28 protein-coding genes are annotated in these 24007 nt (G+C 63.7%); 16 read left to right on the top strand and 12 right to left on the bottom strand.

Annotated elements, in window-relative coordinates; all coding sequences use genetic code 11:
- Nucleotides 1-2 precede the first annotated feature (2 nt).
- Entirely contained in the window at nt 3-1349 is a 1347-nt protein-coding gene (locus BMI86_RS06595; protein ID WP_078540257.1) for an FkbM family methyltransferase, read from the top strand.
- Entirely contained in the window at nt 1346-3202 is a 1857-nt protein-coding gene (locus BMI86_RS06600) for a hypothetical protein (RefSeq protein WP_078540258.1), read from the top strand. The genes BMI86_RS06595 and BMI86_RS06600 overlap by 4 nt, the downstream gene beginning before the upstream one ends.
- Nucleotides 3203-3223: 21 nt before the next feature.
- Here the strand turns inward: BMI86_RS06600 and BMI86_RS06605 are convergent, their stop codons facing one another.
- Entirely contained in the window at nt 3224-4573 is a 1350-nt protein-coding gene (locus BMI86_RS06605; protein WP_210402698.1) for a FliI/YscN family ATPase, read from the bottom strand.
- Between the two features lie 86 nt (nt 4574-4659).
- Here BMI86_RS06605 and BMI86_RS06610 point away from each other — a divergent pair, with 86 nt between their 5' ends.
- Genes BMI86_RS06610 through flhB form a run of 8 tightly spaced genes read left to right on the top strand, consistent with a single transcriptional unit; the run spans nt 4660 to nt 10896 of the window.
- The gene (locus tag BMI86_RS06610; RefSeq protein ID WP_210402699.1) at nt 4660-5031 is read left to right on the top strand and encodes a flagellar basal body protein; all 372 of its coding nucleotides are present in this window, start codon (nt 4660-4662) and stop codon (nt 5029-5031) included.
- 21 nt (nt 5032-5052) lie between these two features.
- On the top strand, nt 5053-5463 hold the full coding sequence (gene flgC, locus BMI86_RS06615) for a flagellar basal body rod protein FlgC (protein ID WP_078540461.1): 411 nt from the start codon (nt 5053-5055) through the stop codon (nt 5461-5463).
- Nucleotides 5464-5470: 7 nt separating this feature from the next.
- Nucleotides 5471-5791, top strand: a complete 321-nt coding sequence (locus tag BMI86_RS06620; RefSeq protein WP_078540261.1) for a flagellar hook-basal body complex protein FliE — start codon at nt 5471-5473, stop codon at nt 5789-5791.
- A 16-nt stretch (nt 5792-5807) separates the two neighbouring features.
- Nucleotides 5808-6077, top strand: coding sequence for a flagellar biosynthesis protein FliQ (fliQ, locus tag BMI86_RS06625; RefSeq protein WP_078540262.1), 270 nt, complete (start codon nt 5808-5810; stop codon nt 6075-6077).
- On the top strand, nt 6077-6889 hold the full coding sequence (locus BMI86_RS06630; RefSeq protein ID WP_078540263.1) for a lytic transglycosylase domain-containing protein: 813 nt from the start codon (nt 6077-6079) through the stop codon (nt 6887-6889). Before fliQ ends, BMI86_RS06630 begins: the two co-directional genes overlap by 1 nt.
- Before the next feature lie 7 nt (nt 6890-6896).
- Nucleotides 6897-8987 carry a flagellar biosynthesis protein FlhA gene (gene flhA / locus BMI86_RS06635; RefSeq protein ID WP_078540264.1) on the top strand — a complete coding sequence of 697 codons (2091 nt, stop codon included), beginning with the start codon at nt 6897-6899 and terminating at the stop codon, nt 8985-8987.
- A gap of 3 nt (nt 8988-8990) precedes the next feature.
- The gene (locus BMI86_RS06640) at nt 8991-9752 is read left to right on the top strand and encodes a flagellar biosynthetic protein FliR (protein WP_246831646.1); all 762 of its coding nucleotides are present in this window, start codon (nt 8991-8993) and stop codon (nt 9750-9752) included.
- Between the two features lie 10 nt (nt 9753-9762).
- The gene (gene flhB / locus BMI86_RS06645; protein WP_246831647.1) at nt 9763-10896 is read left to right on the top strand and encodes a flagellar biosynthesis protein FlhB; all 1134 of its coding nucleotides are present in this window, start codon (nt 9763-9765) and stop codon (nt 10894-10896) included.
- A 54-nt stretch (nt 10897-10950) separates the two neighbouring features.
- Here flhB and BMI86_RS06650 read toward each other — a convergent pair whose 3' ends face one another.
- From BMI86_RS06650 to BMI86_RS06665, 4 genes are read right to left on the bottom strand one after another with little or no spacing between them, the layout of a single operon-like run.
- Nucleotides 10951-11580 (bottom strand): hypothetical protein, encoded by a 630-nt coding sequence (locus BMI86_RS06650; protein ID WP_143594732.1) that lies wholly within the window; start codon nt 11578-11580, stop codon nt 10951-10953.
- On the bottom strand, nt 11577-11954 hold the full coding sequence (locus BMI86_RS06655; RefSeq protein ID WP_078540463.1) for a hypothetical protein: 378 nt from the start codon (nt 11952-11954) through the stop codon (nt 11577-11579). The genes BMI86_RS06650 and BMI86_RS06655 overlap by 4 nt, the downstream gene beginning before the upstream one ends.
- Complete coding sequence (locus BMI86_RS06660) at nt 11938-12891, bottom strand: FliM/FliN family flagellar motor switch protein (protein ID WP_078540267.1); 954 nt, start codon at nt 12889-12891, stop codon at nt 11938-11940. The genes BMI86_RS06655 and BMI86_RS06660 overlap by 17 nt, the downstream gene beginning before the upstream one ends.
- A 2-nt stretch (nt 12892-12893) precedes the next feature.
- Nucleotides 12894-13430 carry a flagellar basal body-associated FliL family protein gene (locus BMI86_RS06665; RefSeq protein WP_078540268.1) on the bottom strand — a complete coding sequence of 179 codons (537 nt, stop codon included), beginning with the start codon at nt 13428-13430 and terminating at the stop codon, nt 12894-12896.
- Nucleotides 13431-13604: 174 nt separating this feature from the next.
- On the opposite strand from BMI86_RS06665, the gene fliF reads away from it, so the two are divergent.
- From fliF to BMI86_RS06690, 5 genes are all read left to right on the top strand, one after another.
- Nucleotides 13605-15278, top strand: a complete 1674-nt coding sequence (fliF, locus tag BMI86_RS06670; protein WP_246831648.1) for a flagellar basal-body MS-ring/collar protein FliF — start codon at nt 13605-13607, stop codon at nt 15276-15278.
- Nucleotide 15279: 1 nt separating this feature from the next.
- Entirely contained in the window at nt 15280-15930 is a 651-nt protein-coding gene (locus BMI86_RS06675) for a FliH/SctL family protein (RefSeq protein ID WP_078540269.1), read from the top strand.
- Complete coding sequence (locus tag BMI86_RS06680) at nt 15931-16332, top strand: FliM/FliN family flagellar motor switch protein (protein ID WP_078540270.1); 402 nt, start codon at nt 15931-15933, stop codon at nt 16330-16332.
- Nucleotides 16329-17192 (top strand): flagellar type III secretion system pore protein FliP, encoded by an 864-nt coding sequence (gene fliP, locus BMI86_RS06685; RefSeq protein WP_078540271.1) that lies wholly within the window; start codon nt 16329-16331, stop codon nt 17190-17192. Before BMI86_RS06680 ends, fliP begins: the two co-directional genes overlap by 4 nt.
- Before the next feature lie 124 nt (nt 17193-17316).
- A complete protein-coding gene (locus BMI86_RS06690; RefSeq protein WP_078540272.1) occupies nt 17317-18333 on the top strand; it encodes a flagellar motor switch protein FliG in 1017 nt (338 codons plus the stop codon).
- Nucleotides 18334-18357: 24 nt separating this feature from the next.
- On the opposite strand, the gene BMI86_RS06695 is transcribed toward BMI86_RS06690, so the two are convergent.
- The 7 genes from BMI86_RS06695 to BMI86_RS06725 form a co-directional block, all read right to left on the bottom strand.
- Complete coding sequence (locus tag BMI86_RS06695) at nt 18358-19185, bottom strand: DUF1217 domain-containing protein (RefSeq protein WP_078540273.1); 828 nt, start codon at nt 19183-19185, stop codon at nt 18358-18360.
- On the bottom strand, nt 19179-19613 hold the full coding sequence (locus tag BMI86_RS06700) for a flagellar biosynthesis repressor FlbT (RefSeq protein WP_078521978.1): 435 nt from the start codon (nt 19611-19613) through the stop codon (nt 19179-19181). Before BMI86_RS06700 ends, BMI86_RS06695 begins: the two co-directional genes overlap by 7 nt.
- A gap of 13 nt (nt 19614-19626) precedes the next feature.
- On the bottom strand, nt 19627-20028 hold the full coding sequence (locus tag BMI86_RS06705; RefSeq protein ID WP_078521980.1) for a flagellar biosynthesis regulator FlaF: 402 nt from the start codon (nt 20026-20028) through the stop codon (nt 19627-19629).
- A gap of 159 nt (nt 20029-20187) precedes the next feature.
- The gene (locus tag BMI86_RS06710) at nt 20188-21015 is read right to left on the bottom strand and encodes a flagellin (RefSeq protein ID WP_078540274.1); all 828 of its coding nucleotides are present in this window, start codon (nt 21013-21015) and stop codon (nt 20188-20190) included.
- A 119-nt stretch (nt 21016-21134) separates the two neighbouring features.
- Nucleotides 21135-21629, bottom strand: coding sequence for a hypothetical protein (locus BMI86_RS06715; RefSeq protein ID WP_078540275.1), 495 nt, complete (start codon nt 21627-21629; stop codon nt 21135-21137).
- Nucleotides 21622-21939: a rod-binding protein gene (locus tag BMI86_RS06720; protein ID WP_078540276.1), complete on the bottom strand. Its 318-nt coding sequence runs from the start codon at nt 21937-21939 to the stop codon at nt 21622-21624. The genes BMI86_RS06715 and BMI86_RS06720 overlap by 8 nt, the downstream gene beginning before the upstream one ends.
- A complete protein-coding gene (locus BMI86_RS06725) occupies nt 21939-23096 on the bottom strand; it encodes a flagellar basal body P-ring protein FlgI (RefSeq protein WP_078540277.1) in 1158 nt (385 codons plus the stop codon). The genes BMI86_RS06720 and BMI86_RS06725 overlap by 1 nt, the downstream gene beginning before the upstream one ends.
- A gap of 152 nt (nt 23097-23248) precedes the next feature.
- Here BMI86_RS06725 and BMI86_RS06730 point away from each other — a divergent pair, with 152 nt between their 5' ends.
- Nucleotides 23249-24001, top strand: coding sequence for a response regulator transcription factor (locus BMI86_RS06730; RefSeq protein WP_078540465.1), 753 nt, complete (start codon nt 23249-23251; stop codon nt 23999-24001).
- Nucleotides 24002-24007: the final 6 nt, after the last annotated feature.

Consider the following 24007-nt stretch of genomic DNA (forward strand, 5'->3'; position numbering starts at 1 on the left):
CCATGGATTGCGCCATCATCACCCCGATCGGCCCCGGCCACCGTGCACTATTCGAGGAAAGCTGCGCGCCCTCCGTCGAGACCGCGATCGGCTTCTCCAAGGGCCCGTTCGACCAGATCCATCATTACGCGATGGACGACACGCAAGGGCTTCACGGCCGGTCTGCGCGCCGCAACACCGCGATCCGGCAGGCGCAGGAGGCGGGCGTCGCGTGGATTTTCTTCCTCGATGCGGACGACGTGCTGACCCCGAATGCCTTCGAGGCCTTCGGCGCGCGCCTTGCAGCGGAGCCTGATCTCGACGCGCTTTGGGGTCTGATCTGCGAATTCGACGCGGCGGGCGAGCCGCAACTGCGCGACGGCCAGCCTGCCGAGATATCCTCCTATGCGGAGTTTCTCGCCACCCCGCCCTTCTTCGCGGTCCAGATCGGCGCCTTCATCCGCACCGAATTGGTCGCGCGCTTCGGCTTCGATGAAGCGATGGATACGGGCGAGGATTACAAGCTCTACCTGCAGCTCTGGCAGACGGGACACTGCGCGAAACGCCCCGAGATCTTCTTCGTCAATCGCCGCGACCAGCATTCCACCGGTCCCCGCTCTGCGACAGGGGCCGATTGGGCCCGGCAGGTCGAGGGGATGTGGGCCGACGCGGTCGAACGCGATCCGGTTTGGGCGCAGCTCGAACATCGGGGCGTGGCTGCGAAGATGCAGATCACCAATCCGCTCGACATCATCCAGAACACCCATCTTCAGGGGCGGTTCTTCGAGGATAGCTCGCTCGAAAAGCTGCGCGATCTGATCGGCATGGCGCACCCGCATATCGTCGAGGTCGGCGCGAATATCGGCAACCACGTCGTCTGGTACGCGCAGCATCTGGACCCGGCGCGCATCTATCCGGTGGAGCCGAACCCCGCGGCGCTGACGCTTCTGGACGGCAATATCGCCGCGAACGGGATCGAAGACCTGATCGACCGGCGCGGGATGGGCTTCGGCGTGGGCCGCGCCGAGGGTAGTTTCCGCGCCGAGACGACGCAGGAAAACAACCTCGGGGCTACGACACTGGTCGCCGACGAGGCGGGCGAGTTGAAGGTCGTGACACTGGACGCGCTGATGGCCGATGCCCGCGCCGATTTCCTCAAGATCGACGCCGAGGGGATGGAGCTGGACGTGCTCGCCGGGGCAGAGGCGCTGATCGCGCGCGACCGCCCGCTGATCTGGGTCGAGACCCGCCGCGACAACCTCCTCGCCTTCGCGCAGGAGTGGTGCCGCGCGCATGACTACGTGCTGATCGACAGCGTGTTCTACGTCCACTCGATCGACTACTTCGCCATTCCGAGGGAACGCGCATGACCCAGACAACCCTCTCGCGCAAGGACCGGCGCGCCCGGGCCGCGAAAGCCGCGAAGTATTACGGCATCGCTGATGGCGCCGCGGCACTGACGATGCACGAAGCCTATGAGGCGCTGGCTGCGGCCGACGGCCCGAAAGCCGCGCGACTGGCGCATGAGGTCAGCCAGACCCACCCGGCCAACCGCCACCCGTGGCTCGTGCTGGGCACCGTGGCGCTGGATCGCCGCGAGGCGGAGGCGGCGGCGCAGTTCTTCGACCGCGCGCTGCTGATCGCGCCCAAAGATGCGATGGGTTTGGCGGGGCTGGGCAAAGCGCGGGTTCTGAAGGCCGACATCTTCGCGGCCATCGATCTGTTCGCGCAGGCGATCGAGCGTGGCAGCGAAGACGTTCCGATGGCCCGCCTTTATGCCGATCTGATGGGGCGGCTCGATCGCTCGACCACGGCCGGACGAAATCTGCGCAAGATGGCTCAACGCATGAAAACGGCCGAGATGTGGCTCATCACCGCCGATGCCTTTGCCACCGGCGAAAGCAACGGCGAGGCCGCACCGGCCTACGAGGAAGCCGCGCGTCTCGCCCCGCAGCCCCTTTCCCACCGGATCGGCCTGCTCAAGGCGAAACTCTTCCGGCAGGACTATCAGGGCCTCATCGCCGGAGCCGACGCCTTGCTGTCCGAACTTGAGGAAACGAACGCGCATCGAGACGACGTCGTGACCCTGCGCATGGCCGCGCTGCGGGCACTGGGTGACATCCCGCGCGCGCTCGAGACGCTCTCGCATCGCTTCCAGGACCCGGCCCAGTTTCAGCGTGCCCTCGGGTTTTCCGCCAATTGCCACCTCGACCGCGAGGAGTTCCATGAGGCGCATATTGCCTTCCGGGAGGCGCTGCATCTTGTCGATGGCGGCGGGCTCTGGGTGAAGCGCGCCTATGGCACTTTCCTGATGGGACAGGGCGATTTCGCTGGCGGCGCGCCTTACTACGCGGGACGTCAACCCGAGGCGAACCGCCGCCGTATTCCCTACGAGAACTCCGAACCCGATCGCCTCGCCGCGCGCGAGCGTCTCTTTCTGGTCGACGAGCAGGGGATCGGCGATCAGCTTGCGCTGCTGCCCATCATCGACCGTGCCCCCCTCCCCCCTGGGGCGAAGGTGACTTTCGTGGGCGAGGCAAGGATGAAGCCGCTGATCGAGCGCTGCGGCCTTGGCGTCGATTTCGCGGAGACCACCGAGGTCGACAAGATGAACGTCGCGCCGGAAGAGATGATCTTCGTGGGCGACCTCGTGCGCTATCTCAACGTCGAGGCGCTCGCGGAACAGCCGCTTGGCGGCTACCTGCGCGCGGATGCCGAGCGGGTCGAGGTGATCCGCGCCCGCTACCGCGAGATGGCGCAGGACGGGCCGGTCGTGGGCATCGCCTGGCACAGCAACGACCCGATCACCGGTGCGCATCGCTCCCTCGCGCTCGAGACCCTGCTGGCGGCGCTGCCCGAGGGTGCGCTACTGGTGAACCTGCAATATGGCGACCGGGAAGCAGAGCTTGCACAGGCAGCCCGCACGCGCCCCGATCTGACGCTTTTCGACGATCTAGAGATCGACCAGCTCGCCGATCTCGACGGGTTCGCGGCGCAGATCATGGCGCTCGACCGGGTGGTGAGCATCGACAACACCACCGCCCATGTCTGCGGCGCGCTGGGGCATCCCGACAGCCATGTGTTGATCCCGAAAGGGGCGGCTTGCATGTGGTATTGGGGCCGTCACGGAAGCCCGGATCGCTGGTATGGCAATCTGCAACTTCATCGCCAGACGCAGCTTGGCGACTGGAGCGGTCCGCTCTCCGAGATCGCCGCGCTTTAAGGGGCGCTCAGGACCGAGGGCTTACGCGCCCTCGCCATCCACTTCTTCGGGAAGCGGCACGTCGAACCCCGCCTCCAGTAGCAGCCTGTAGGTTTCCGCGAAGGCCCGCATCGACCCAAGCTGCTCCGATTTCCGCTGCGAGAAGAACACCGTCGCGCTTTGGTGGAACCGGATCGCGGCATCGGTGTCGGGATCCGCGCCGGGGCGATAGGCGCCCACCCGGATCAGATCCTCCATATCCGCATATTTCCCCAGCGCACGCCGGGCCGCCTGCATGATGCGATACTCGGCATCGTTATGGCAGTCGGGCAGCATCCGCGAGATGCTTTTCTGCACGTTCACCGCCGGGTAGCGGTCCTGCTCGGCGATGTGGCGGTCCAGCACGATATGCCCGTCCACGATCCCGCGCACGGTGTCGGCGATGGGCTCGTTCATGTCGTCGCCATCCACCAGAACCGTGTAAAGCCCGGTGATGTCGCCCGTCCCTTCGACGCCGGGGCCGGCCCGTTCCAGAAGATGCGGCAGTTCGGCGAAGACCGTCGGCGGGTAGCCGCGGGTGGTTGGCGGCTCGCCCCCGGAGAGGCCGATCTCGCGCTGCGCCATCGCGAAGCGGGTGACGGAATCGATCAGCAGCAGCACCTGCTTGCCCTGATCGCGGAAATGCTCGGCCACCGCCGTCGCAGTCCAGGCCGCCTGACGGCGCAGCAAGGGCGGCTCGTCGCCCGTCGCCACCACGACGATCGCGCGTGCCATCCCCTCGGGGCCGAGGTCGTTCTGGATGAAGTCCTGCACCTCGCGGCCGCGCTCGCCCACCAGCCCGATCACGATCACATCCGTATCGGTATTGCGCGCGAGCATCGCCATAAGCGTCGATTTCCCGACGCCCGACCCCGCGAAGACCCCCATGCGCTGGCCACGGCAGATCGGGGTGAAGATGTCGAAAACCTTGATCTGCGTCTCCAGCTTCGCGCCGACCCGCTTGCGGTCGAAGGCGCGCGGCGGCGCAGCCTTGAGATCACGCGCCGTCTCGCCCGGAGTCCAGCCGGTGCCGCTGCGCACCGGGCGGCCCAGCGCATCCACGACCTGACCGATCCAGCTTTCATCGGGATGGATCAGATCGCCGTGCTGATCGAGCTCGACCCGATCCCCCACCGACACACCATCCCAGCTGCCGAACGGCAGAACGCGGGTTCCGGCCTCGTTCAACCCGACCGCCTCGGCCAGCACTGGGCCGCGCCGACCGTGCACGATGCACCGCTGACCGATTCCCATCGCGCGTTCGAGCCCGACGACAGTCAGCGACAGGCCCGTGACCGAATGGACATGACCGACAATTCTTGCCTCGTCGGCCTCATCAACCGCATAATTCAAGGAAGAAAAAATCGTATTCACAAGGATAAACCCTACCAATCCATTCTCATACCGATATACTATCCATGAAAACGGAGCGATCCAACGTGAAACTTGATACGATATCCTTTTTTAACCTCGCCTCGGATCGGATGCAGTGGCTTGCGGCCCGCCAGAAGGTGCTGGCCGAAAACATCGCCAATGCCGACACGCCGAATTATCGCGCGCGGGATGTGACCGACTTCCATAGCTTCCTCGAGAAGAGCGACGCGAACCGCTCCGCGGGCGGCCCGCTACACGAGACCACGGTCGAAACCGTGGGCGGCAGCGGCGCGTGGGACAGCAGCCTCGACGGCAACGACGTGGCGCTGGAACAGCAATCCGTGATGGCGAGCGAGAATGCCGATCAATACCGGCTGGCGGCGAACCTCTATCGCAAGGCCTACCAACTTCTCAACGCCGCCAGCGGCAAGGAATAACGCGAGGAGACGACCATGAGCATGGACCCTCTGAAATCAATCGGTGCGATCGCGGCAAGCGGGTTGCGGGCACAAGGGGAGCGGCTGAAGGTCGTCTCCGAAAACGTGGCCAACGCGGATTCGACCGGCTCGACGCCGGGCGCGGACCCGTATCGCCGCAAGACCATCTCCTTCGGCGAGATGGTCGACGACGCCTCGGGCGCCTCGATGGTCGACGTGACCGATGTCGGCCGCGACACCTCTGATTTCGTGCTGAAATACGACCCTGCCCATCCGGCCGCCAATGCCGAGGGCTTCGTGAAACTGCCGAACGTCAATCCGATCATCGAGATGAGCAATATGCGCGAAGCGGCGCGAAGCTACGAAGCCAACCTGAACATGCTCGAGACCGGCCGCCAGATGCGCCGCGAGATGATCGACCTCCTCAAATAGGTGACGCATGAGCGATCCAGTCCTCTCCAATGCAGCGATCCGGGGTGCCTATGGCGCGTCGCGCAGCCTGAGCGGCGGCCCGGCCTCCGCACATGAAGCAAAATCTGCCGGACAGAGCTTCGGCGACATGCTCAAAAGCGCCGCCGAAGAGGCGGTGCAGACCATGCGCACGGCCGATACGACCGCGCAGGCAGGTCTGACCGGGCAGGCCAGCACGCAGCAGGTCGTCGAGGCGACCATGGCGATGGAATCCACCGTCAAGGTCACGGTGGCGATGCGCGACAAGCTGGTCGAGGCCTATCAGGAAATCATGCGGATGCCGATCTGAGGCAGGCGGGGGCGACATGGAAGAGGCCGATGTCTATGCGATCATGTCGGACACGATCTGGACGATCCTTATGGGGGCCGGCCCTATTCTTGCGCTCGCGCTGCTCGTCGGGCTCGGCATCGCGATCTTTCAGGCGCTGACGCAGGTTCAGGAGATGACGCTGACCTTCGTGCCGAAGATCGTCGCGATCTTCGTCGGTCTCGTCCTCGCCCTGCCCTTCATCTACGCAACGCTCTCGCATCTGTCGGATACCGTCTTCGATCTCATCATGAACGGACCCGCGTGATGGCGCGGGCGGCGTGGCTTCAGGCCTTGGCGGTGCTTGCGGTCGCGAGCCTCGCCGCGACAGGCCCCGCACGGGCCGAAGGCTGGGCGGGGTTCTACACCTCCAGCCGCCCCAGCGTGCCGGAGGCAACGACGCCCCTCCCCTCTACCTTCGGCAATGACCAGCAATGCCTGCGCCAGATTTTCGCGGCGCAGGACCGCTACGGCATCCCCGACAACCTGCTGCTCGCGATCGGGCTGCAGGAGGCGGGGTTTCGCAACGAGGGCCGCCTGACCGTTTGGCCGTGGAGCGTGAACGCCGCTGGCGAAGGGCGCGTGTTCGACAGCCGCGAGGCGGCGATGGCGTGGGTCCACCAGAGACAGGCCGCGGGCGTTACGTCGATCGATACGGGCTGCATGCAGGTGAACCGCAAGTGGCACCCGGACGCGTTCGACTCGCTGGCCCAGTCCTTCGATCCGGCGGCGAATGTGGATTATGCCGCGCGGTTTCTGGTCGATCTGCATCGGCGGACGGGGGATTGGTGGATTGCGGCGGGCTCCTATCACTCCTTCACCCCGGAGGCGCGCCAGACCTATCTGACCGCGCTGAAACGCAATCTCGCGGTGGCGCAGAAACGTGGCGATTATTTCGTCCAGCTCGCAGGGGCCGCCCCCGTGGATGCGCCCGCGCCGAGCACCTCGCCGCGCCCTGCGCGCCGGAAACTTCCCGTCTTCTGGTCGGCCGACCTGACGGCGGATCAGGACATGCGGCTGTCGATCTATTCGACCAACGACCTGCAACCCGTGCTTCCCAATTTCACGCGAACGAATTGAGCGAGCGATGAGCCAAAATCAAACCAGTTTCGGCAAGAACCTCGTAGGGCTTGGCATCAAGAACCGCGATATCGGCTTCGCGATTGGCGTGACGCTGATCCTCGGGATGTTGTTCGTCCCGCTGCCACCGATCATCCTCGATTTCGGCCTCGCGATTTCGCTGTCGCTGTCGGTGCTGATCCTGATGGTGGCGCTGTGGATCCCGAAGCCGCTGGAGTTCAACTCCTTCCCGACGCTGCTGCTCGTGGTGACGATGCTGCGGCTGTCGCTCAACATCTCCTCGACGCGGCTCATTCTCAGCCAGGGCCATACCGGCCCCGGCGCGGCGGGCGGCGTCATCGAGGGGTTCTCGCGCTTCATCGTCGGCGGGGATTTCGTGATCGGGATCGTGATCTTCGCGATCCTCGTGGTGATCAACTTCGTCGTCATCACCAAGGGCTCGACCCGGATCGCCGAGGTCTCCGCGCGGTTCTCGCTCGATGCGATGCCGGGCAAGCAGATGGCGATCGACGCCGATCTCGGTGCCGGGCTGATCGACGAGGTTGAGGCCAAGCGCCGCCGCAAGGAGCTGGAGGACGAGAGCGGCTTCTTCGGCGCGATGGACGGTGCGTCGAAATTCGTGCGCGGCGATGCGGTGGCCGGGATCATCATCACGCTGATCAATGTCGTGGGCGGCATTCTGATCGGCGTCGTCCAGCACGGGCTGAGCGTCTCTCAGGCGGCGGGCAACTACACGGTCCTGACGATCGGCGACGGGCTGGTGACACAGATCCCGGCGCTGGTGGTCTCGCTGGCGGCAGGCCTGATCGTCACGAAAGGCGGCACCGAGGGCGCGGCGAACGAGGCGGTGCTGGGGCAGCTGTCGAACTTCCCCAAGGCGCTCTACATGGCGGCGGTGCTTCTTGCCGGAATCGGGCTGCTGCCGGGCTTCCCCATCGTTGTGTTTTTCGCGCTGGCCGGGCTGCTTGCGGGCCTAGGCTATGTGATGCAGGAGCAGGCCGCGCTGCGCGCCAGCGACGAGGCGGCAACGGAGGCCCGCGCGGCCCAGATGGAAGAGACATCGGCCGAGACGACGCAGCAGCAACTCAAGCTCGACGAGCTGCGCCTCAGCCTCGGCGCAGGACTGGTGCCGCTGATTTCGAGCATGGATGCCGCCCTGCCCGGAAAGGTCAAAAGCCTGCGCAACCTTTTCATGAAGGATTACGGTTTCGTTCTGCCCTCGGTGCGCATCAAAGATGACCCGATGCTGGCGACGAACAGGTATTCGATCCTCGTGCAGGGCGTCGAAGCGGCGAAAGGCGAGCTGCGCCCCAACCTCGTGATGGTGATCGACCCGTCCGGCGATCAGGTGAAGCTGCCCGGCGAACGGATCAAGGAGCCCACCTTCGGGCTGAGTGCGGTCTGGATCGACCCGGCGCGCGCGTCCGAGGCCGAACAGCAGGGCCATACGGTCGTCGATCCGGAGAGCGTGATCACCACCCACCTCACCGAGATCATCAAGGAGCATATGTCCGAACTGCTCACCTATGGCGCGGTGAAGAAGCTTCTGGCCGAGCTGGACCGCGACTACCAGAAACTCGCGAGCGATATTTCCAACTCAGCGCCGGAGATTCTGCTGCAACAGGTGCTGCAATCGCTGCTGGCCGAGCGGATCTCGATCCGAAACCTGCCGCTGATCATCGAGGCCGTGGCCGAGGCCGCGCCGTCGAGCACCAACCCCGCCGTCATCACCGAGCGGGTCCGCGCCCGCCTCGCGAACCAGATCTGCCGCGCGCTGGCGGATGGTTCGGGCTTCGTGCCGGTCCTGACCATGTCGGGGGCGTGGGAGCATGAATTCGGCGAAGCGGTGAAGATCAACGGCAAGGATCGGACCTTCCTGATGTCGCCACAACGCGTGCAGGAATTCGTTTTGGAGGCGCGTCAGGAAATCCAGCGCCACGCGGCACGCGACGAATGGCCCGCGCTGATGGTCGCACCGGAAGTGCGTGGATATGTCCGCTCGATGCTCGAACGCGTGAGCCCGATGACGCAGGTGATCTCGCATAACGAGGTCCACCGGAAGGCCGCGATGAAGACGGTCGGGACGATCGGGGCCTGAGCGGTGAGCGGGCTCAGCGCATTTCTCGACGGGCAGCTTTTCGGCTATCTCATCGTCTTTGCCCGGCTGGGCAGCGCGCTGATGTTCATGCCGGGTTTCGGCGAGATGCAGGTGCCGACCCGCAGCCGTCTGGCGATGGCGGTGGTGTTCAGCCTCGCGCTTTACCCCGCGACGCCGGTGATGCCGATGCAGCCCGACAATCTCGTGACCTTCGCCATCTACCTTGGCCTCGAGGTGACGACGGGCCTCTGGATCGGGCTGACGGCGCGGGTGCTGTTCAGCGCGCTGCAATTCGCGGGCCATCAGGCCGGGCAGGTCTCGGGCCTAGCCAACGCTTTCGCGCCCAGCCTCGGCTCGTTCGAGGGCTCCACCATGATCGCGAGCTTCCTGCTGATTTCCGGCGTTGCCCTGATCTTCGTCACGAATACGCATCACATTATCATCCGCGCGCTGCTCTATTCCTACGACGTCTTTCCGCCGGGCACGCTTCTCCTGGGCGACATGGCGAAGCAGATCGTCAAAGCCGCATCGGCCAGCCTCTATATCGGGGCGGCGATCGCGGCCCCATTCTTCGTCATGGGGCTGATCTTCAATCTCGGGATGGGGCTTGCGAACCGGATGATGCCCGCGCTGCCGGTCTTCTTCGTCGCAGCGCCTGCGCTGATCGCGTCGGGCCTGCTGATCCTCGCGGCGGCCTCGCCCAGCATGCTGCATGTCTTCCTCGGCCAGTTCACCGACTGGCTCGGAACTTTCGTCATACCCTAAGGAGCGCGCCGTGGCCGAAGGCGACGAACAGGACAAATCCTCGAAGACCGAAGAGCCGACAGACAAGCGGCTGAAATCGGCGCGCGAGAAAGGCGATGTTCCCTCCTCGCGCGAGACCGGCAACATGATGTCGGTCTTCTCGCTGCTGATGATCGTGGTGTTCGTCCTTCCGGTCGTCGCGGGCCGGGCGATGACGTCGCTCGGTCAGGTCTTCGCCGGGGCGGGCCAGGTGAAGATCGGCCAGGGGTCGGCAGGTGCGCGCGATATCGGCGACATCCTCAGCCTGCTTTTCGGCGAGATCGCGGGCTGGGCCGCCCCGATCTTCGGCGTGATGCTTCTGGCCGCGCTGTTCGGCGTGTTGATCCAGGGCGAGACCGTGATCTCGTCCGAGCGCATGAAGCCGAAACTGTCGAAGCTCTCGCCGCTCGCAGGGCTCAAGAAGATGTTCTCGCCCGGCGCGCTGGTCGAGTTCGCGAAAAGCATCACCAAGGTTCTGGTCATCGGCGCGCTCGCGCTCTGGGTGGCGAAACGCGCGGTCACCGGGATCTGGCAGGGCGAGAATTTCCTGCCCGAGCATATCCCCAGCTACGCGGCTCATTGGGCAAGCTGGCTGCTGAGCGCGGCGATGGTGTTTCTTGTGCCGATCACAATTGGCGATATCATCTGGAAACGGTTCGAATGGCGGCGCAAACTGCGCATGTCGCTCAAGGAAATCCGTGACGAGATGAAGGATTCCGAGGGCGATCCGCAGATCAAGGGTCGCCGCACGGAGATCGCGCGCCAGCGGGCCCGTCAGCGCATGGTGCAGGCGGTGCCGACCGCGAGCGTGATCGTGACGAACCCGACGCATTACGCGGTGGCGCTGAAATACGAGCAGGGCAGCGACGCCGCCCCTGTTTGCGTCGCCAAAGGGGCCGATGCCGTGGCCGCGCGCATCCGCCAGATCGCGCGCGAGAATGAGGTGCCGATCGTCGAGAACAAGCCCCTCGCCCGCACGCTTCACGCCACGATCGACGTGGATGACACGGTGCCGGTCGAGCATTGGCAGGCGGTCGCGGAGATCATCGGCTACGTCATGGACCTGCGCCGCAACATCCGGCGCGCACCGCCGAAAGGCTCGGTGTTGCGGGTCGACGAAGATTAAAAAAGGGGGCTGCGCGCCCCCTTTCCCCAATCAGCAACAACTGCGCCGCGCGGATCAGTTTAGCTTGACGTTGACCAGCTTCTGATCGCCCGGCAGCTTCGAGCGTTCGAGAATGATCTTGGAGACCGCCCGCGCGCGGACCGGGTTCATCTCGGCCATGATCGGGGCGACGTCGCGCTCCTTCATCGTGGCCAGCACCATGACCGTCACCTCGATATCGAGGTCGTTCATGATCGAGGCCGCCGCCGCGGGCTTCATGTTCTTGTAGATCGACACGAGACGATCGACCTCGTCGCTATGCGATTTGTCGACCTTGTCGAGCAGCTTGGTCACCTTGTCCTTCAACTCGGTCAGATGCTGCGACTGGGTGTCGAGACCCTGCTTGGCAAGCTCGATCTCGGCGCTGCGGGCGTCGAGTTTCTTCTTCTGCTCGGCGAGGAGATCGCGCTCCTGCCGCACGGACATCAACAGCTCTTCCGGCGTCGGTCCGCAGCCGCCGGTCGCATCGGCGGAGGCATCGCTCGCCGGCGTCGCGGCGGCGTCCTTCTCCGCCCCGCTTGCGAGCGCGGCCTGCAACAGCGAATCCGGAAACGGGATCATGTCGGAGGGAAGGCTGGTCGCGAGTTTCGCACCGCCAGAGAGCAGCAATACGCCCACGAGAACCTGAAGCGGACGGCCCTTCACCACTGGCCCTGCGCCTCCCGGCGCACTCGGGTCTGCTCGAAGAAGCTTTTGACCAGTTCGGCCTTGCCGGTCACACGGGTCAGCCCCATCGGCGCTTTCGGCGCAGCGCGGCGCGAGTTGAAGGTCAGGGCGGGCGCGGCCTCTTGCGCGGGCGCCGGTTCGGGCGTGGGCGCTTTCTGAGCCTCGGCCACGGCGTCCTTCATCTCCTCGACGGAGAGTTGCGACTTGTCCACGGCCGCGGAGAAGGCCGCGACGAGCGGCTCCATCTCTTCGAGAACGAGCATGAGCTTTTTCACCCGCCGCGTGATCACCACGCCATAGGCCATCAGCCCGACAAGAGACACGAGAATAATCGCGTTAATCAGCATCGACATCATTGCTCCACTCGTCCTTTCCCATGAGGTTCGCGGTCACTTTCAGTGCCATCGACCCGTTTTGCTTCTTGCCCATTTCGCCTTCGAGAACCGGGCTCCCGGCACAGAGCAACAGGACCGGATGGCTGTCGTCGATCCGCAGATCGAGCGTGTCCCCGACTTTCCAGTCCAGAATCTCGCGCATCGGCACCACCAGCTCGTGCAGCTGCGCGGTAAGCGCCACCGAAGACCCTTCGATCTTCTGCTTCAGCTGCGTGCGCCACGAGCTGTCCGCGCCGAGCCGATCCCCGAAGAAGATCTTGGTGAGCAGCGGGCGCACCGGCTCGAGCGTTGCATAGGGCAGGATCAGGTGGACCTCGCCATTATATCCCTCGAGACTGACCTTGAGCGGCACGCGGACCGTGGGGCTGTTGGGCTGGGCGATATTGGCGAATTGCGGATTGCTCTCCATCCGGTCGACCTGGAACGAGACCTCGCAAATCTGCCGGAACCCCACCGCCATATCGGCAAGGATGCGTTCGGCGACCTGCTCGCCCATCCGGCGCTCGATCGTGGTGAAACCGTGCTTGGCATCCTTCGCCCGGCCCGACGGCTGTCCGCCCAGCATCAGTTCGAGCGCGGAGAACAGGAAGACCGGATCCTGCGAAAGGATAAACTGGTCGTCCCAAGGATCGGCCTGCGCGACCGCGATCAAACCATGCTTGGGCAGGCTTTTCATCGCGTCGGCAAAGGGCAGGTATTCGACCTCGCCCAGCGTCACATCCAACACCGAACCGGTCAGCGATTTGAGCGAGCTGGAGAAGGACAGAACGAAGCGCTCGAAGATCACGTCCAGCATCGGCAGACGCTCGTAATTGAGCATCGACATGCGGATAATCTCGTCTTCGATCTCCGCCGTCGTTGTGGCCGCCGTCGCCATGTCCGCCTGTTCCGCCATCGTCACTGCACCACCAGATCGCTGATGAGAATTTCGCTCGGCGTGTCATCGCCCACGACCGCGCGGGCGCGCTTGAGCAGTTCCGCCTTGAGCTTGATGAGGCCGATGCTGCCGCGCAGATCCTCCACCGTCATCTGACGCAGGAACCCGGTGAAGGTGTCGCGGATGAAGGGCTTCTTCTCGGTCATCTTGGCATCGGCATCCGGCGATTCGGGATAGACCAGCGCGAGGTGAATCTTGAGGTAGCGCGCGGCGGGCGTGCCGTCTGCGGTCGTCTCGGTGATGTTCACCACGATGTCGTCGAAATCCAGCAGCGCATCCGCGCCAGCTGCGCCCGAAGCGCCATGCCCGGCCGAATCCGCCGCGCCGCCCCCGGTGAGCGCCGAGACGCCGCCGAAGGCTACGAAACCACCGCAGAACATGGCCACGACCGCGAGCGCACCCGCCGCCATGACGAGACGCTTATGGTCGCGCAAGGTCCGCCAGCGCGTTTCGGGCGCCTCGGCAACCTCTTCTTCATCAACGGCCGCATCAAACATCGGCTATCACGCCTCTCTTCGTCGAATTTAAAGATAAAATCCGATCTCAACTGGATATCATGAAGTATATACATCCGCACTTTACTTGCAATACAAAGATAGAATAGCCTCTACAGGATCAATTAAGAATAACTGGTGTTCGCCGTGCAGCAATTCTTGCAGAACCTTCAATCCTTGGGACGGCGCAAGCTCCTGATGCTTGGGGCTGTCGGTGTCGTCAGCGTTCTCGCGCTGGTCTTCGGCCTCTCAGTCGTGACGGCCCCGAGCTACAAGCTGCTCTACAGCCAGCTTTCGCCCTCCAGCGCCGCGGGAATCGTCGACGCGCTCGATCAGGCAGGGTTCAAGACGCAGCTATCCGCAGATGGCAGCGCGGTGTCGGTCCCCGAAGGCGATATCGCCCGCGCCCGCATGGCGCTGGCCGAGAAGAACCTGCCCGTGGATGGCGAACCCGGCTGGGAGCTGTTCGACAATGCGAGCGGCTTCGGCATGAACACCTTCATGCAGCATGTGAACCGGCTGCGCGCGATGGAGGGCGAGCTGGCGCGCTCGATCCAGACCATCGACGGGGTGCGCAGCGCCCGCGTCCATCTGGTTCTGCCCGAACGCGAAGCCTTCTCGCGCACCAGCCCCGATCCGAGCGCGAGCGTCATCGTCCGCGCCGCCTCTTCTCGCGGGATCAGCCGCAAGGAGGCACTGGCGATTCGCAACCTGATTGCGGCGGCAGTTCCCAATCTCGACGGCAACCGGGTGACGGTGCTCTCGGCCAGCGGCGAGACGATCCTCGCGGAGAACTCCGATGCGGCCGGGCAAGCGACGCTCCAGTCGAACAAGGCCGCGACCGAGGACCGGATGGCGCGCTCGATCGAACAGATCCTGACGGCGCGCGTCGGTGCGGGCAACGCCCGCGTGCAGGTCAATGTCGATCTATCCAACCAGCGCGAAGTCGTGGTGCAGCAAAGCTTCGACCCCGATCAGCAGGTCGTGCGCTCCACCCAGAACAATGCCGAGCAGCAGAAGGGCGTGCAGAACGGCGATTCCGGTGTGAACACCGGCAACAACATCCCCGGCGCGCTTGGCGGTCCAGGTGCGAGCAGCACGACCGACAGCCGCAGCAAGAACGGCGAGTCGGTGCAATACGAGATCGGCAACACCCGGCGCGAGACCACGACCGAAGCCGGTGCGGTGCAACGCGTCTCGGTCGCGGTGCTGGTGAACGGCATCTACAACGTGCAGGACGACGGCTCGCTGAAATACGAACAGCGCTCGCCGGAAGAAATCGCCCGCCTTACTGCGCTGGTGAAATCGGCGATCGGCTATAACCAGAACCGCGGCGACACCGTCTCCGTCGATAGTCTGCGCTTCATCGATTACTCGATGGAGGTCGGCGGCCCCGTTGGCCCGACGCTGATGCAGCGGCTTTCGAACAATATCGTCTCAATCCTGCGCTGGGTCTTCGCCCTGCTGATCGTGGTCGCGGTACTGGTCTTCGGCCTGCGCCCGCTGCTGAACCGGGCCGACCGCGAGCGCGCGCGGCTGAGCGAGGCGACCGGCGCCGGGGCGCTCGCAGCCCCCGAGGGCGAGGCGGAAGCAGCGACCCCCGCGAGCAACAACCTGCCCGCCGCGCCCGCCAACGCCGTAGCGCCCCGAACGCAGGAGGCCGCCGAGCCCGCAGCCCCCGTCCAACGTGCAGAGCGCTACGACCCCGCCGGGGACGAGGAGCTGATCACCAACTTCGCGATCAGCGGCGCAATCCTGAAGCGCAAGGTCTCCGCGATCCAGAAGATCGCCGAAGACGAACCGCAAGAGGCCCTCAAGGTCCTGCGCGGCTGGCTGTTGAACGAGGCGTGAGATGACGGTTTTCCAGCGCGATTTCGATGAAGAGATGCAGGCGGAAGATGCCCGCCGCGCCGCCGAACGCCTGAAGGTCTTCACCCAGGCCGATCTCGATGCGGCAGCGGCGGCTGCGCGCGCCGAGGGGTTCGAGGCGGGCCGTGTGCAGGGGCGCAATGAGGCCAGCGCCGAGATCACAGCCTCGCTCGAGGCGCGCCAGACCGAGGCGCTGGAGAAATTCGCCCCCGAGGTCGCGACGCTTCTTGGCAATCAACTGGCCCATCAGGCCGCGCTGGAGCGGCACCTTTGCGGCTTCGCGCTGCGCGTTTGCGAGAAGGTCTTCCCCGAATTCATCGCGAGCTGCTCGACCGCGCGGGTCGAGACGCAGATTCGGCGGGCGATGGAAATCGCGCTGCGCAAACCGAGCCTCACGATCCGCCTCTCCCCCGCCAATGTCGCGGGGCTGACGCCGGTGATCGAGGCCAGCGCCGGGCCGAACAGCCCCACCCTGAACATCGTCGCGGACCCGGCGCTTGCCGATGGCGACATCCATGCCGACTGGGATGACGGCGTGATGGATTACAGCTTCGAGACGGTCTGCCGCAGCATCCTCATCGCTTTGCGCCAGACCGTCTCCCCCCAAGCCACACCAATCAGGAAAGCCGTGTAAATGTCCGACAACGATACGCCCGAATCCACGCAACCGCCTGAGACGCCGGAGACCGAAGCGCAGCCGACGCAGGACGAAGCCCGCGCGGCAGCGGCGGAGAATCTGCTGCACAGCCTCGCCAGCAAGCAGGCCGCGAGTGACGGTGACGGACAGAACGTCAACGCGATGCTCAATGTCGGGCTCTCGGTTCAGATCGTGTTGGGCCAGAGCCGTATCCCGATCTCGCAGCTTCTCAACCTCAGCCGCGGCTCGGTCATCGAGCTGGAGAAGAAGATCGGCGAGCCGGTGGACGTGGTGATCAACGACCGGCTCGTCGCGCGCGGCGATCTGGTGAAGGTGGGCGAGAACCGCCTCGGCGTCACCCTGACCGAGATCGTCAAAGACTACGTCCCGACACGATGACCACCCTCGCGAAGCGATCTTTGACGGCGAAGGCTGGCCTGCCGCTCTTCGTTCTGACCCTCGCCGCGTCGCTCGCGTTCAGCGGCAGCGCCGAGGCACAGGAGGCGGGCGGCTTGCTGGGCGATCTGGCGCAGGGGCTCAACAACGCCGCCCCGGGCAGCGACGCCGCCGCCAGCCTGAGCGGGCGGATCATCCAGCTGATCGCGCTGATGACCGTGCTGAGCATCGCGCCGGGCGTCCTCGTCGTCATGACCAGCTTCACCCGCTTCGTGATCGTCTTCTCGATGCTGCGCTCCGCTCTGGGGCTCAATCAGACGCCGCCGAACATGGTGCTGAGCGCGATGGCGCTGTTCATGACCTTCTTCGTGATGCAGCCGGTCTTCGACGATGCCTGGACCGGCGGGCTGCGGCCGCTTCTGAACAACACGGTGACCGAGGAACAGGCGATCGTGCGGATCGGCGCGCCGTTCAAGGCCTTCATGTTCGCCAATACGCGCCCCAAGGATCTGAAGCTCTTTGCCGATCTCGTCCGCGACAACGAAGCAGGGCAAAACGCCGAACCCGCGCCGGAGACGCCCGCGCCTGCCACGGCGGAGGAGGCGAGCTGGCGCACCCTCGTCCCCGCCTTCATGATCTCCGAACTGCGGCGCGCCTTCACGATTGGCTTCCTGATCTACCTGCCCTTCATCGCAATCGACCTCATCGTCGCCTCGGTGCTGATGAGCGCAGGCATGATGATGTTGCCGCCGGTGATGATCTCGCTGCCCTTCAAGGTGATCTTCTTCGTGCTGATCGACGGCTGGTACATGCTCGCAGGGAGCATGATGCAATCCTATGTCGCCTATGGCGGGGGCGGCTGAGCCTCGGCGCCGCCCCTATCCTTAGAAAACGCCTAACCGCAAAGAATAGCGCGCAATCCTGATTGAGAATGCAAGGATAGACTGCTATTCTTGCCGAGACTTCAGAACAGATCGAGCGCCGACGATGAAAACCTCCCGGGATTACAAGAAACTCCGCGGCCCCGAGAAGGCGGCGATCCTTTTCCTCTGCCTTGGGGAGAAGCATGGCGCCGGGCTGATGCAGAGGCTCGACGATTACGACATCCACTCGATCACCCACGCGATCTCGTCTCTGGGCACGATTCCCGCCGATGTCGTGGAAGAGGTGATGAGCGAGTTCATGGAAACCGCAGGCGATGGCGGCGGCATCGTCGGGTCGATGGAAATGGCGCAAAGCATGCTCAAGGGGTTCCTGCCCGAGGATCGCGTGACCGACATCATGCACGAGATCCAGGGCCCGCTGGTGGGGCGCAATATCTGGGAGAACTTCTCTGCGCTCAACGAACAGGTGATCGCCAATTACCTCAAGGAAGAGCACGATCAGACGGTCGCGGCGATCCTGAGCAAGGTGAAGCCCGAGGTGGCCTCGAAAGTGCTGCCGCTCTTGGGCGAGGAGCGCATGATGGAAGTGCTGGAGCGGATGATCGGCATCGACACCGTGCCGCGCTACGTCTTCCAGAATATCGAGGAGACGCTGCAGAAAGAGTTCATGAGCTCGGCGACGCGCAACACCGGGCCGGACCCGCAGCAGCGCATGGCCGACCTCTTCAACAAGCTCGACAGCAAGCTGTTCGACGACATCACCCAGCGTCTGGAGAAGCGCATTCCAGAGGCGTTCGGCGCGATCAAGGCGAAGATGTTCACCTTCGACGATCTGTGCAAGCTCGACCAGCAGAGCCTCGTCAAAGTCATGCGCGGGGTCGAAGGGCAAACGCTTCCGCTCGCCTTGCGCGGGGCCAAGAAGGAGGTGCGCGATTACTTCCTGAGCGCCCTGCCCGCCCGCTCGCGCGACATGCTGAACGAGGAAATGACCGCGATGGGCCCGGTGCGCGGGCGCGAAGTGCAGGAAGCGCAATCCGCGCTGGTGGACTATGCGCTGGAGCTGTCGCGCGACGACGAGATCCGCATCCCGCTCGACGATGACGACGTGATTATCGACTGAGGTCAGCCGCGATCTAAGGCAGGCTTACCGGTAGCGCGAGGCCGAGAAGGTCGCGATCGCGGTCAGATCGAAGGTCGCGGGCACGAACTGGCCCGAGCCGCCCTGAACCGCACCTTGCATCAGCGTCACCGCAGCACTCCCCGCGCCGTTCGTCGCGAAACTCTGCGCATCGGATACGGCGACGAAATGAGAGATCAGATTGTCGACCTCCTTCGGGTCCTTGAGCTTCGTGATGTCGAACTTGTCCTCGAAAATCTGTTTCTGCCGCTCGACATCGAGCTTCACCACGTCATTGGGGATGCCCAGGGCCGTGCGCATGAACTGCGCCGTATCCTTGTCTTTCAGGACCGAATACCACGTTTTGACGCCATCGAGCTTCTGACGGAATTCGAGCACGGACCCGACGGTCGCGTTCTGCTCGCTCTCGCCATTGATGAACTGCTGGCTGACATATTGATCGACGATCTTGTCCTGCCACGCGGTCGAAGAGGTATTCGTATTCGCCGTCCCGCCATTGGTGAACCCGAGCGCATCGTAGAGCTTGCGGAAGCGCGGATCGGTGAGCTTGTTCACAAGCGAGGTCTTGTCGGCGGAATCGCTCGACAGGATTTCGCGCATCATCGCCTTACCGAACATCTGGTCTTCCAGATCGAAGGCTTTCATCACGAAGCTATAGGCGTCGTAATTGTCCACCAGATCGGCTGCAGTGTGGATATTGGCGATATTCTCGCGGAAACGGCTGATCGCGCGGGCATGTTGCGGCTCTTTCGCCAGCTGATCGAGCTGCTTGGATTGAGTCCGGTCGATCAGGTTCAGAGCGAGGCGGCTGCTCATGCCCGAAATCGTCAGCATTCTTCTCCCTCCAGCGCCACCGCCGGGCTCGCATCTCCGGAGAGGCGCGCGAACAGCTCCTCTTCGCGTCGCATGACCGGGCGCAGCGCGCTCAACGCCTTGTAGTAATCGCCCTGGGAGACCCAGTTCGCTGCCTCGAAGACGCCGCCGACCACGGGGGCACTGAAAATCGTGGCAAGATCGGCAAGCTTTTCCTGAATGACCGGCACCAGCGTGTCGCGCGTATCGGCGCGGATCAGCGCGGTCTGGATCAGGAAATAGGCCTGCTTCACCGGAGTCGGCTCGCAGTTCTCATCCAACAAATCCTCCGCCCGGATCACGTCGGCGGTGTTCTCGATCTGAAGCGTCTGTCGGCGGTTGGCATTTCGGATCACGCATCCATTGACCACGATCCGCTCGTTCGGTTTCAACGTCAGTCGTAGTGCCATGACCCGCGCCCCTTTATTCCGCAGCCACCGGCTCGCCAGCGTCGCCGCTGAGCCCGCGGATGATGTTGCGATTCACCTCGACGAGGGGCGAGACCGTGCCACCGCCGCCCATTACGACCTGCGTCTCCCGCTCGACCCAGAGCGCGAGAGAAATCAGCGCCGCTTTCAGTTCGGCGGGGAACTGGTTCGCCGGCTCCGCGAGGTCATCGCGCAGTGCGGTCCAGATGCGCTCGTTCTCCCAGAGCGCAGTGCGCAGACCCTGCGCGAGGATCGCCCCGCGCCCGGCCTGCGACGCGCTGTCATAGTCGGCCAGAAAGGCTTCAAGCTCTCCGGTGACGCGGGACAGGATACGACGCTCGATCTGCCGCGGAGACTCGGTTTCGGAAATGGTTCGCTTATACGCGGCGACGCTCATGCAAGCTCTCCTCTCGATATTCTTTTGTTCTCTTTGCCCGAACTTAGCACGCCCCGGTTAAAGGCGTTTTTAAACTTTGCCAGAAAAGACAACCCAAGCGCGACAAAAGAAAAGGCCCCGTACTGCACGGGGCCTTTCCATTCAGTTCATCGCCACGATTTAGCGGAACAGGCTCAGAAGGTTCTGAGGGCCCTGGTTCGCGATCGAGAGCGACTGCGTCGCGAGCTGCTGCTGGACCTGGTAGGACTGCAGGCGAGCCGCCTCCTTCTCCATGTCCGCATCGACCATGTTGCCGACACCGGTGTCGAGCTTGTCGGTCAGCTTGCCGAGGAAGTCCTGCTGGGATTCCAGCGACTTCTCCGCAACACCGAGCGAGGTCGCGTTGTCGATGGCCGTCGACAGGGCGCTTTGGGCGCTCGTCAGCGCGCTGGTCAGAACCGCCGCCGAACCACCAGAGATATCGATCCCGCTCAGCGTCGCCTGAAGCGAAGAAAGATCGACCGCCTGGAAGGTCATCGACGTGGTCGCGAAGGAACCGCTTGCGCGGCTGATCCCGGTGACGACCGTCACGTTGGCCGAACCGTCGACGAGGCTGTCGCCGTTGAAGGTTGCCTGGCTGATCGTGGTGCCGATCTGATCGACGATGCTGCGCAGTTCCTTCTGAACCGCAGCATGATCAACCGCGTCGCCCTGAGCGAACGAAACACGCTCGACGAACTGCTGGGCGAGATCCTTCACCGACTCTGCACCAAGACGCGCGGTCGAAACCGAGTTCTTGGTCAGGGTCAGACCTTCGTTGATCGACTTGTACATGCCGCTGTCGCTGTTCATCGATTCCGAGATCGAGAAATATGCGGCATTGTCTTTCGCCGAGTTGATCTTCTTGCCGGTCGAGATGCGGTTCTGCGTGTCTTCGAGCCCCTTGTTCACCGAACGCAGGGTCGAAAGAGCATTCATCGCGGAGGTATTGGTAAGAATGGACGACATTTCTAGTCACTCCTCATTCTGAAAGATATTTGTTTTCGTCTTCTGACAGAAAAACGGCGCGAGCCGTGGAGAGGAATTTTGGACCGAAGATTAAGCGCAGGTTAACGTTTTGGCGGAATCTAGAATTCCCTATCGATATGCATCTGCGGCCCGTCCTGTCCTGTGACCGGTTTGCCACTCTTTCCATAGAGGCCATCGAGACTGTGCCGGTTCCGGATCTTCTCGATCTCGCGCACGATGTCCCGGGTCGCCTCGGACATCCGCGACAGCAGAACGCTATTGTCCTGCACGGCGGTCTTCAGTTGGCGGAGCTTTTCGCGCAGCGCGGGCGCAGCATCCTCAGACGCTTCGAGGAACGGCTCGATCACGGGGATCTTCAATTCGATCCGCTTCAGCAGGTCCGCCTTGCGATCATAAAGCTCGGTGACGCGATCAAGATACCCCGCCTCGACCGCCGCGATTTCGTCACGCAACAGATCGAGCGTCGCATCGATATTCGCCTCAAAGGCGGCGAGGTTGGCGTCGTCTTGTTCCGTGAGGACAGGTCCCTCGGCGGAAATCTCGCGCCGGGCCTGCATGCGCTTGCGAAAACGCGACGGGGTCTCATCAGCCATGCTCTTCTCCGTTCGAGTTGTAAGCGCCGATCATCCGCTCGACGCTCTGCGCGATCCCGGTCCGGCCGGAGGCGGCGATCTCATCCGCGATGCCGCGCGCGAGGAAAGATTTCCACATCTCCTCGGCGTGGCCGCCATCCAGCCCACCCATCTTCACGGTCTTCATCATCTCGCCCACCGCCTGCTGCAGAAAGGTCGCCTCGAAATTCTTGGCGATCTCCTTCGCGTCCTGCGTCTTCGCACCGGAAGCGGCAGGCGCTTTGAGCGACGCAGCCGAGAGCGACGGCTTCGACGGATCCAGCGGGTTCATCAGATGATCTCCAGATCGGCATGAAGCGCGCCCGCGGCCTTGATCGCCTGCAGGATCGAGATCGTCTGCCGGGCGCCCACGCCGATTGCGTTCAGACCGTCCACGAGGTCCTGAAGGCTGACATCGCCCCCCTGGAGCACGCTGAACTGGGTGTTTCTCTCTTCGACCTGCACATCCGTTTCGGGCACCACGACCGTCTCCCCGATGGAGATCGGCTTCGGCTGGCTGACCGCGTAGCTTTCCTTGACCTTCACGGTCAGACCGCCCTGACTGATCGCGACCTGATCGATCCGCACATTCGAACCGATCACGATGGTCCCGGATTTTTCGTCGACCACCACCTTGGCGACGGAATCGGGCGTGACGGGCAGGTTCTCGATCATCGCCAGCAGCTCCGGCACGCCGTATTTGCCCTTCGCCTGCACTTCGATAGTGGAGGGGTCGAGCATCTGCGCGGTGTCGTGGCCGAGCTTGTCGTTAATCACCCCGGCGACGCGCGACGCGGTCGTGAAATCGGGCTCGCGGAGGGACAGCCGCACGGAATTCATCGAGTTCAATTCGAATGCGATTTCCTTCTCGACGATGGCGCCGTTCTCCATCCGCGCGACGGTCGGCACTCCATCCACGATGCTCGCCGCATTGCCCTTCGCGCTATAGCCCGCGACCGAGATCGGCCCCTGCCCCACGGCATAGATCTCACCATCCGCCCCGACGAGCGGCGTCACGATCAGCGTGCCGCCGCGCAGACTGTCCGCATTGCCGAGCGAGGAGATTGTCACGTCGATGGTCGAACCGCGGCGGGCGAAGGGCGGCAGCTTCGCCGTCACCATCACCGCGGCGGTATTCTTCGTCTTGATCGCATCGCCGGAGAGATTGCCGACCCCGAGCCGTTCGAGCATCCCCTCGATCGACTTCTTGGTGAAGGGGCTGCCGTTGAGGGTGTCGCCGGTGCCGTTCAGGCCGACCACGAGACCGTAGCCCACGAGCTGGTTCTCACGCACGCCCTCGAAACTGGCGATATCCTTGATGCGAACCTGTGCGGCGGCCGGGATCGCGCAGAGCGTCCCTGCAATGACGGAGAGCGCGACGAGCGCCCCACGAACCCCGGCGCGAGAAAACGACGCCCGATTACCTTTTCGGCGCAAAGAAGCAAGCATAGTTTCCTCACATCACCAGCACATTCCGCCAAATTAAAGCAAAACATAAATAGTGTCCAATATAAATCAGTACTATTCTTGACTAATCCTTTGTGGCAACTTAGCGTGATCTTGCCGCTTGTGCGAGAAACTTGCCCGGGATGGAGGCCTGCATGAATATTTACGTCTTTGAGCCTCGCGATGGCCGCGTTCGCGGCCTGCTCAGCGAGCTGGAGAGCGTTGGGCTGCAACCCGTCCTCGTCCCCGCATCCTTCTTCGCGTCCGATCTCAGTACGCTGAACCAGAAGGGCGTCGACACGCGGGCGATTCTGATCGGCGACTGCCCGGAAGTGACCGACTATATCCGGGCCATCCGGAGCTGCGGCTGCCGCAATCCGGTTCTGGTGATGCGCGACTTCAAGAACTCACGCGATGCCTCGGAAGCGCTCGATGCCGGGGCCGACGACGTCATGGTCAGCCCGATCAAGGGGATCGAAGCGCTGTCGCGGATCAATTCGATCATCCGCCGCTCCTATGGCCACGCCGCCGAGAGCATCAGCGTCGGCGAGATCACCGCCTTCTTCGACGGGCGCGATCCGATGGTCTCGGGCGCCCGCCTGAAGCTGTCGAACCGCGAACACGCGATCTTCCAGCACCTGGCGCTGAACGCGAACAAGGTGATTGCGAAAGGCGCGATCTATGATGCGGTCTACGGGATGAGCGACGACCAGCCCTTCGACAAGGTCATCGACGTCTATATCTGCAAGCTGCGCAAGAAGATCGCCGATGCGGCCGATAGCGGCCACCAATATATCGAGACGGTCTACGGTCGTGGCTACAAGTTCAGTGAACTGGAAAGCACGAGAGACGTGAAGCTCGCAGCTTATGAGAAAACCGACGCGCGGGGCACGGTAGCCGCGCGATAAGCGCGC

The sequence above is a fragment of the Thioclava sp. DLFJ5-1 genome, assembly GCF_002020115.1.
Classification (GTDB): domain Bacteria; phylum Pseudomonadota; class Alphaproteobacteria; order Rhodobacterales; family Rhodobacteraceae; genus Thioclava; species Thioclava sediminum.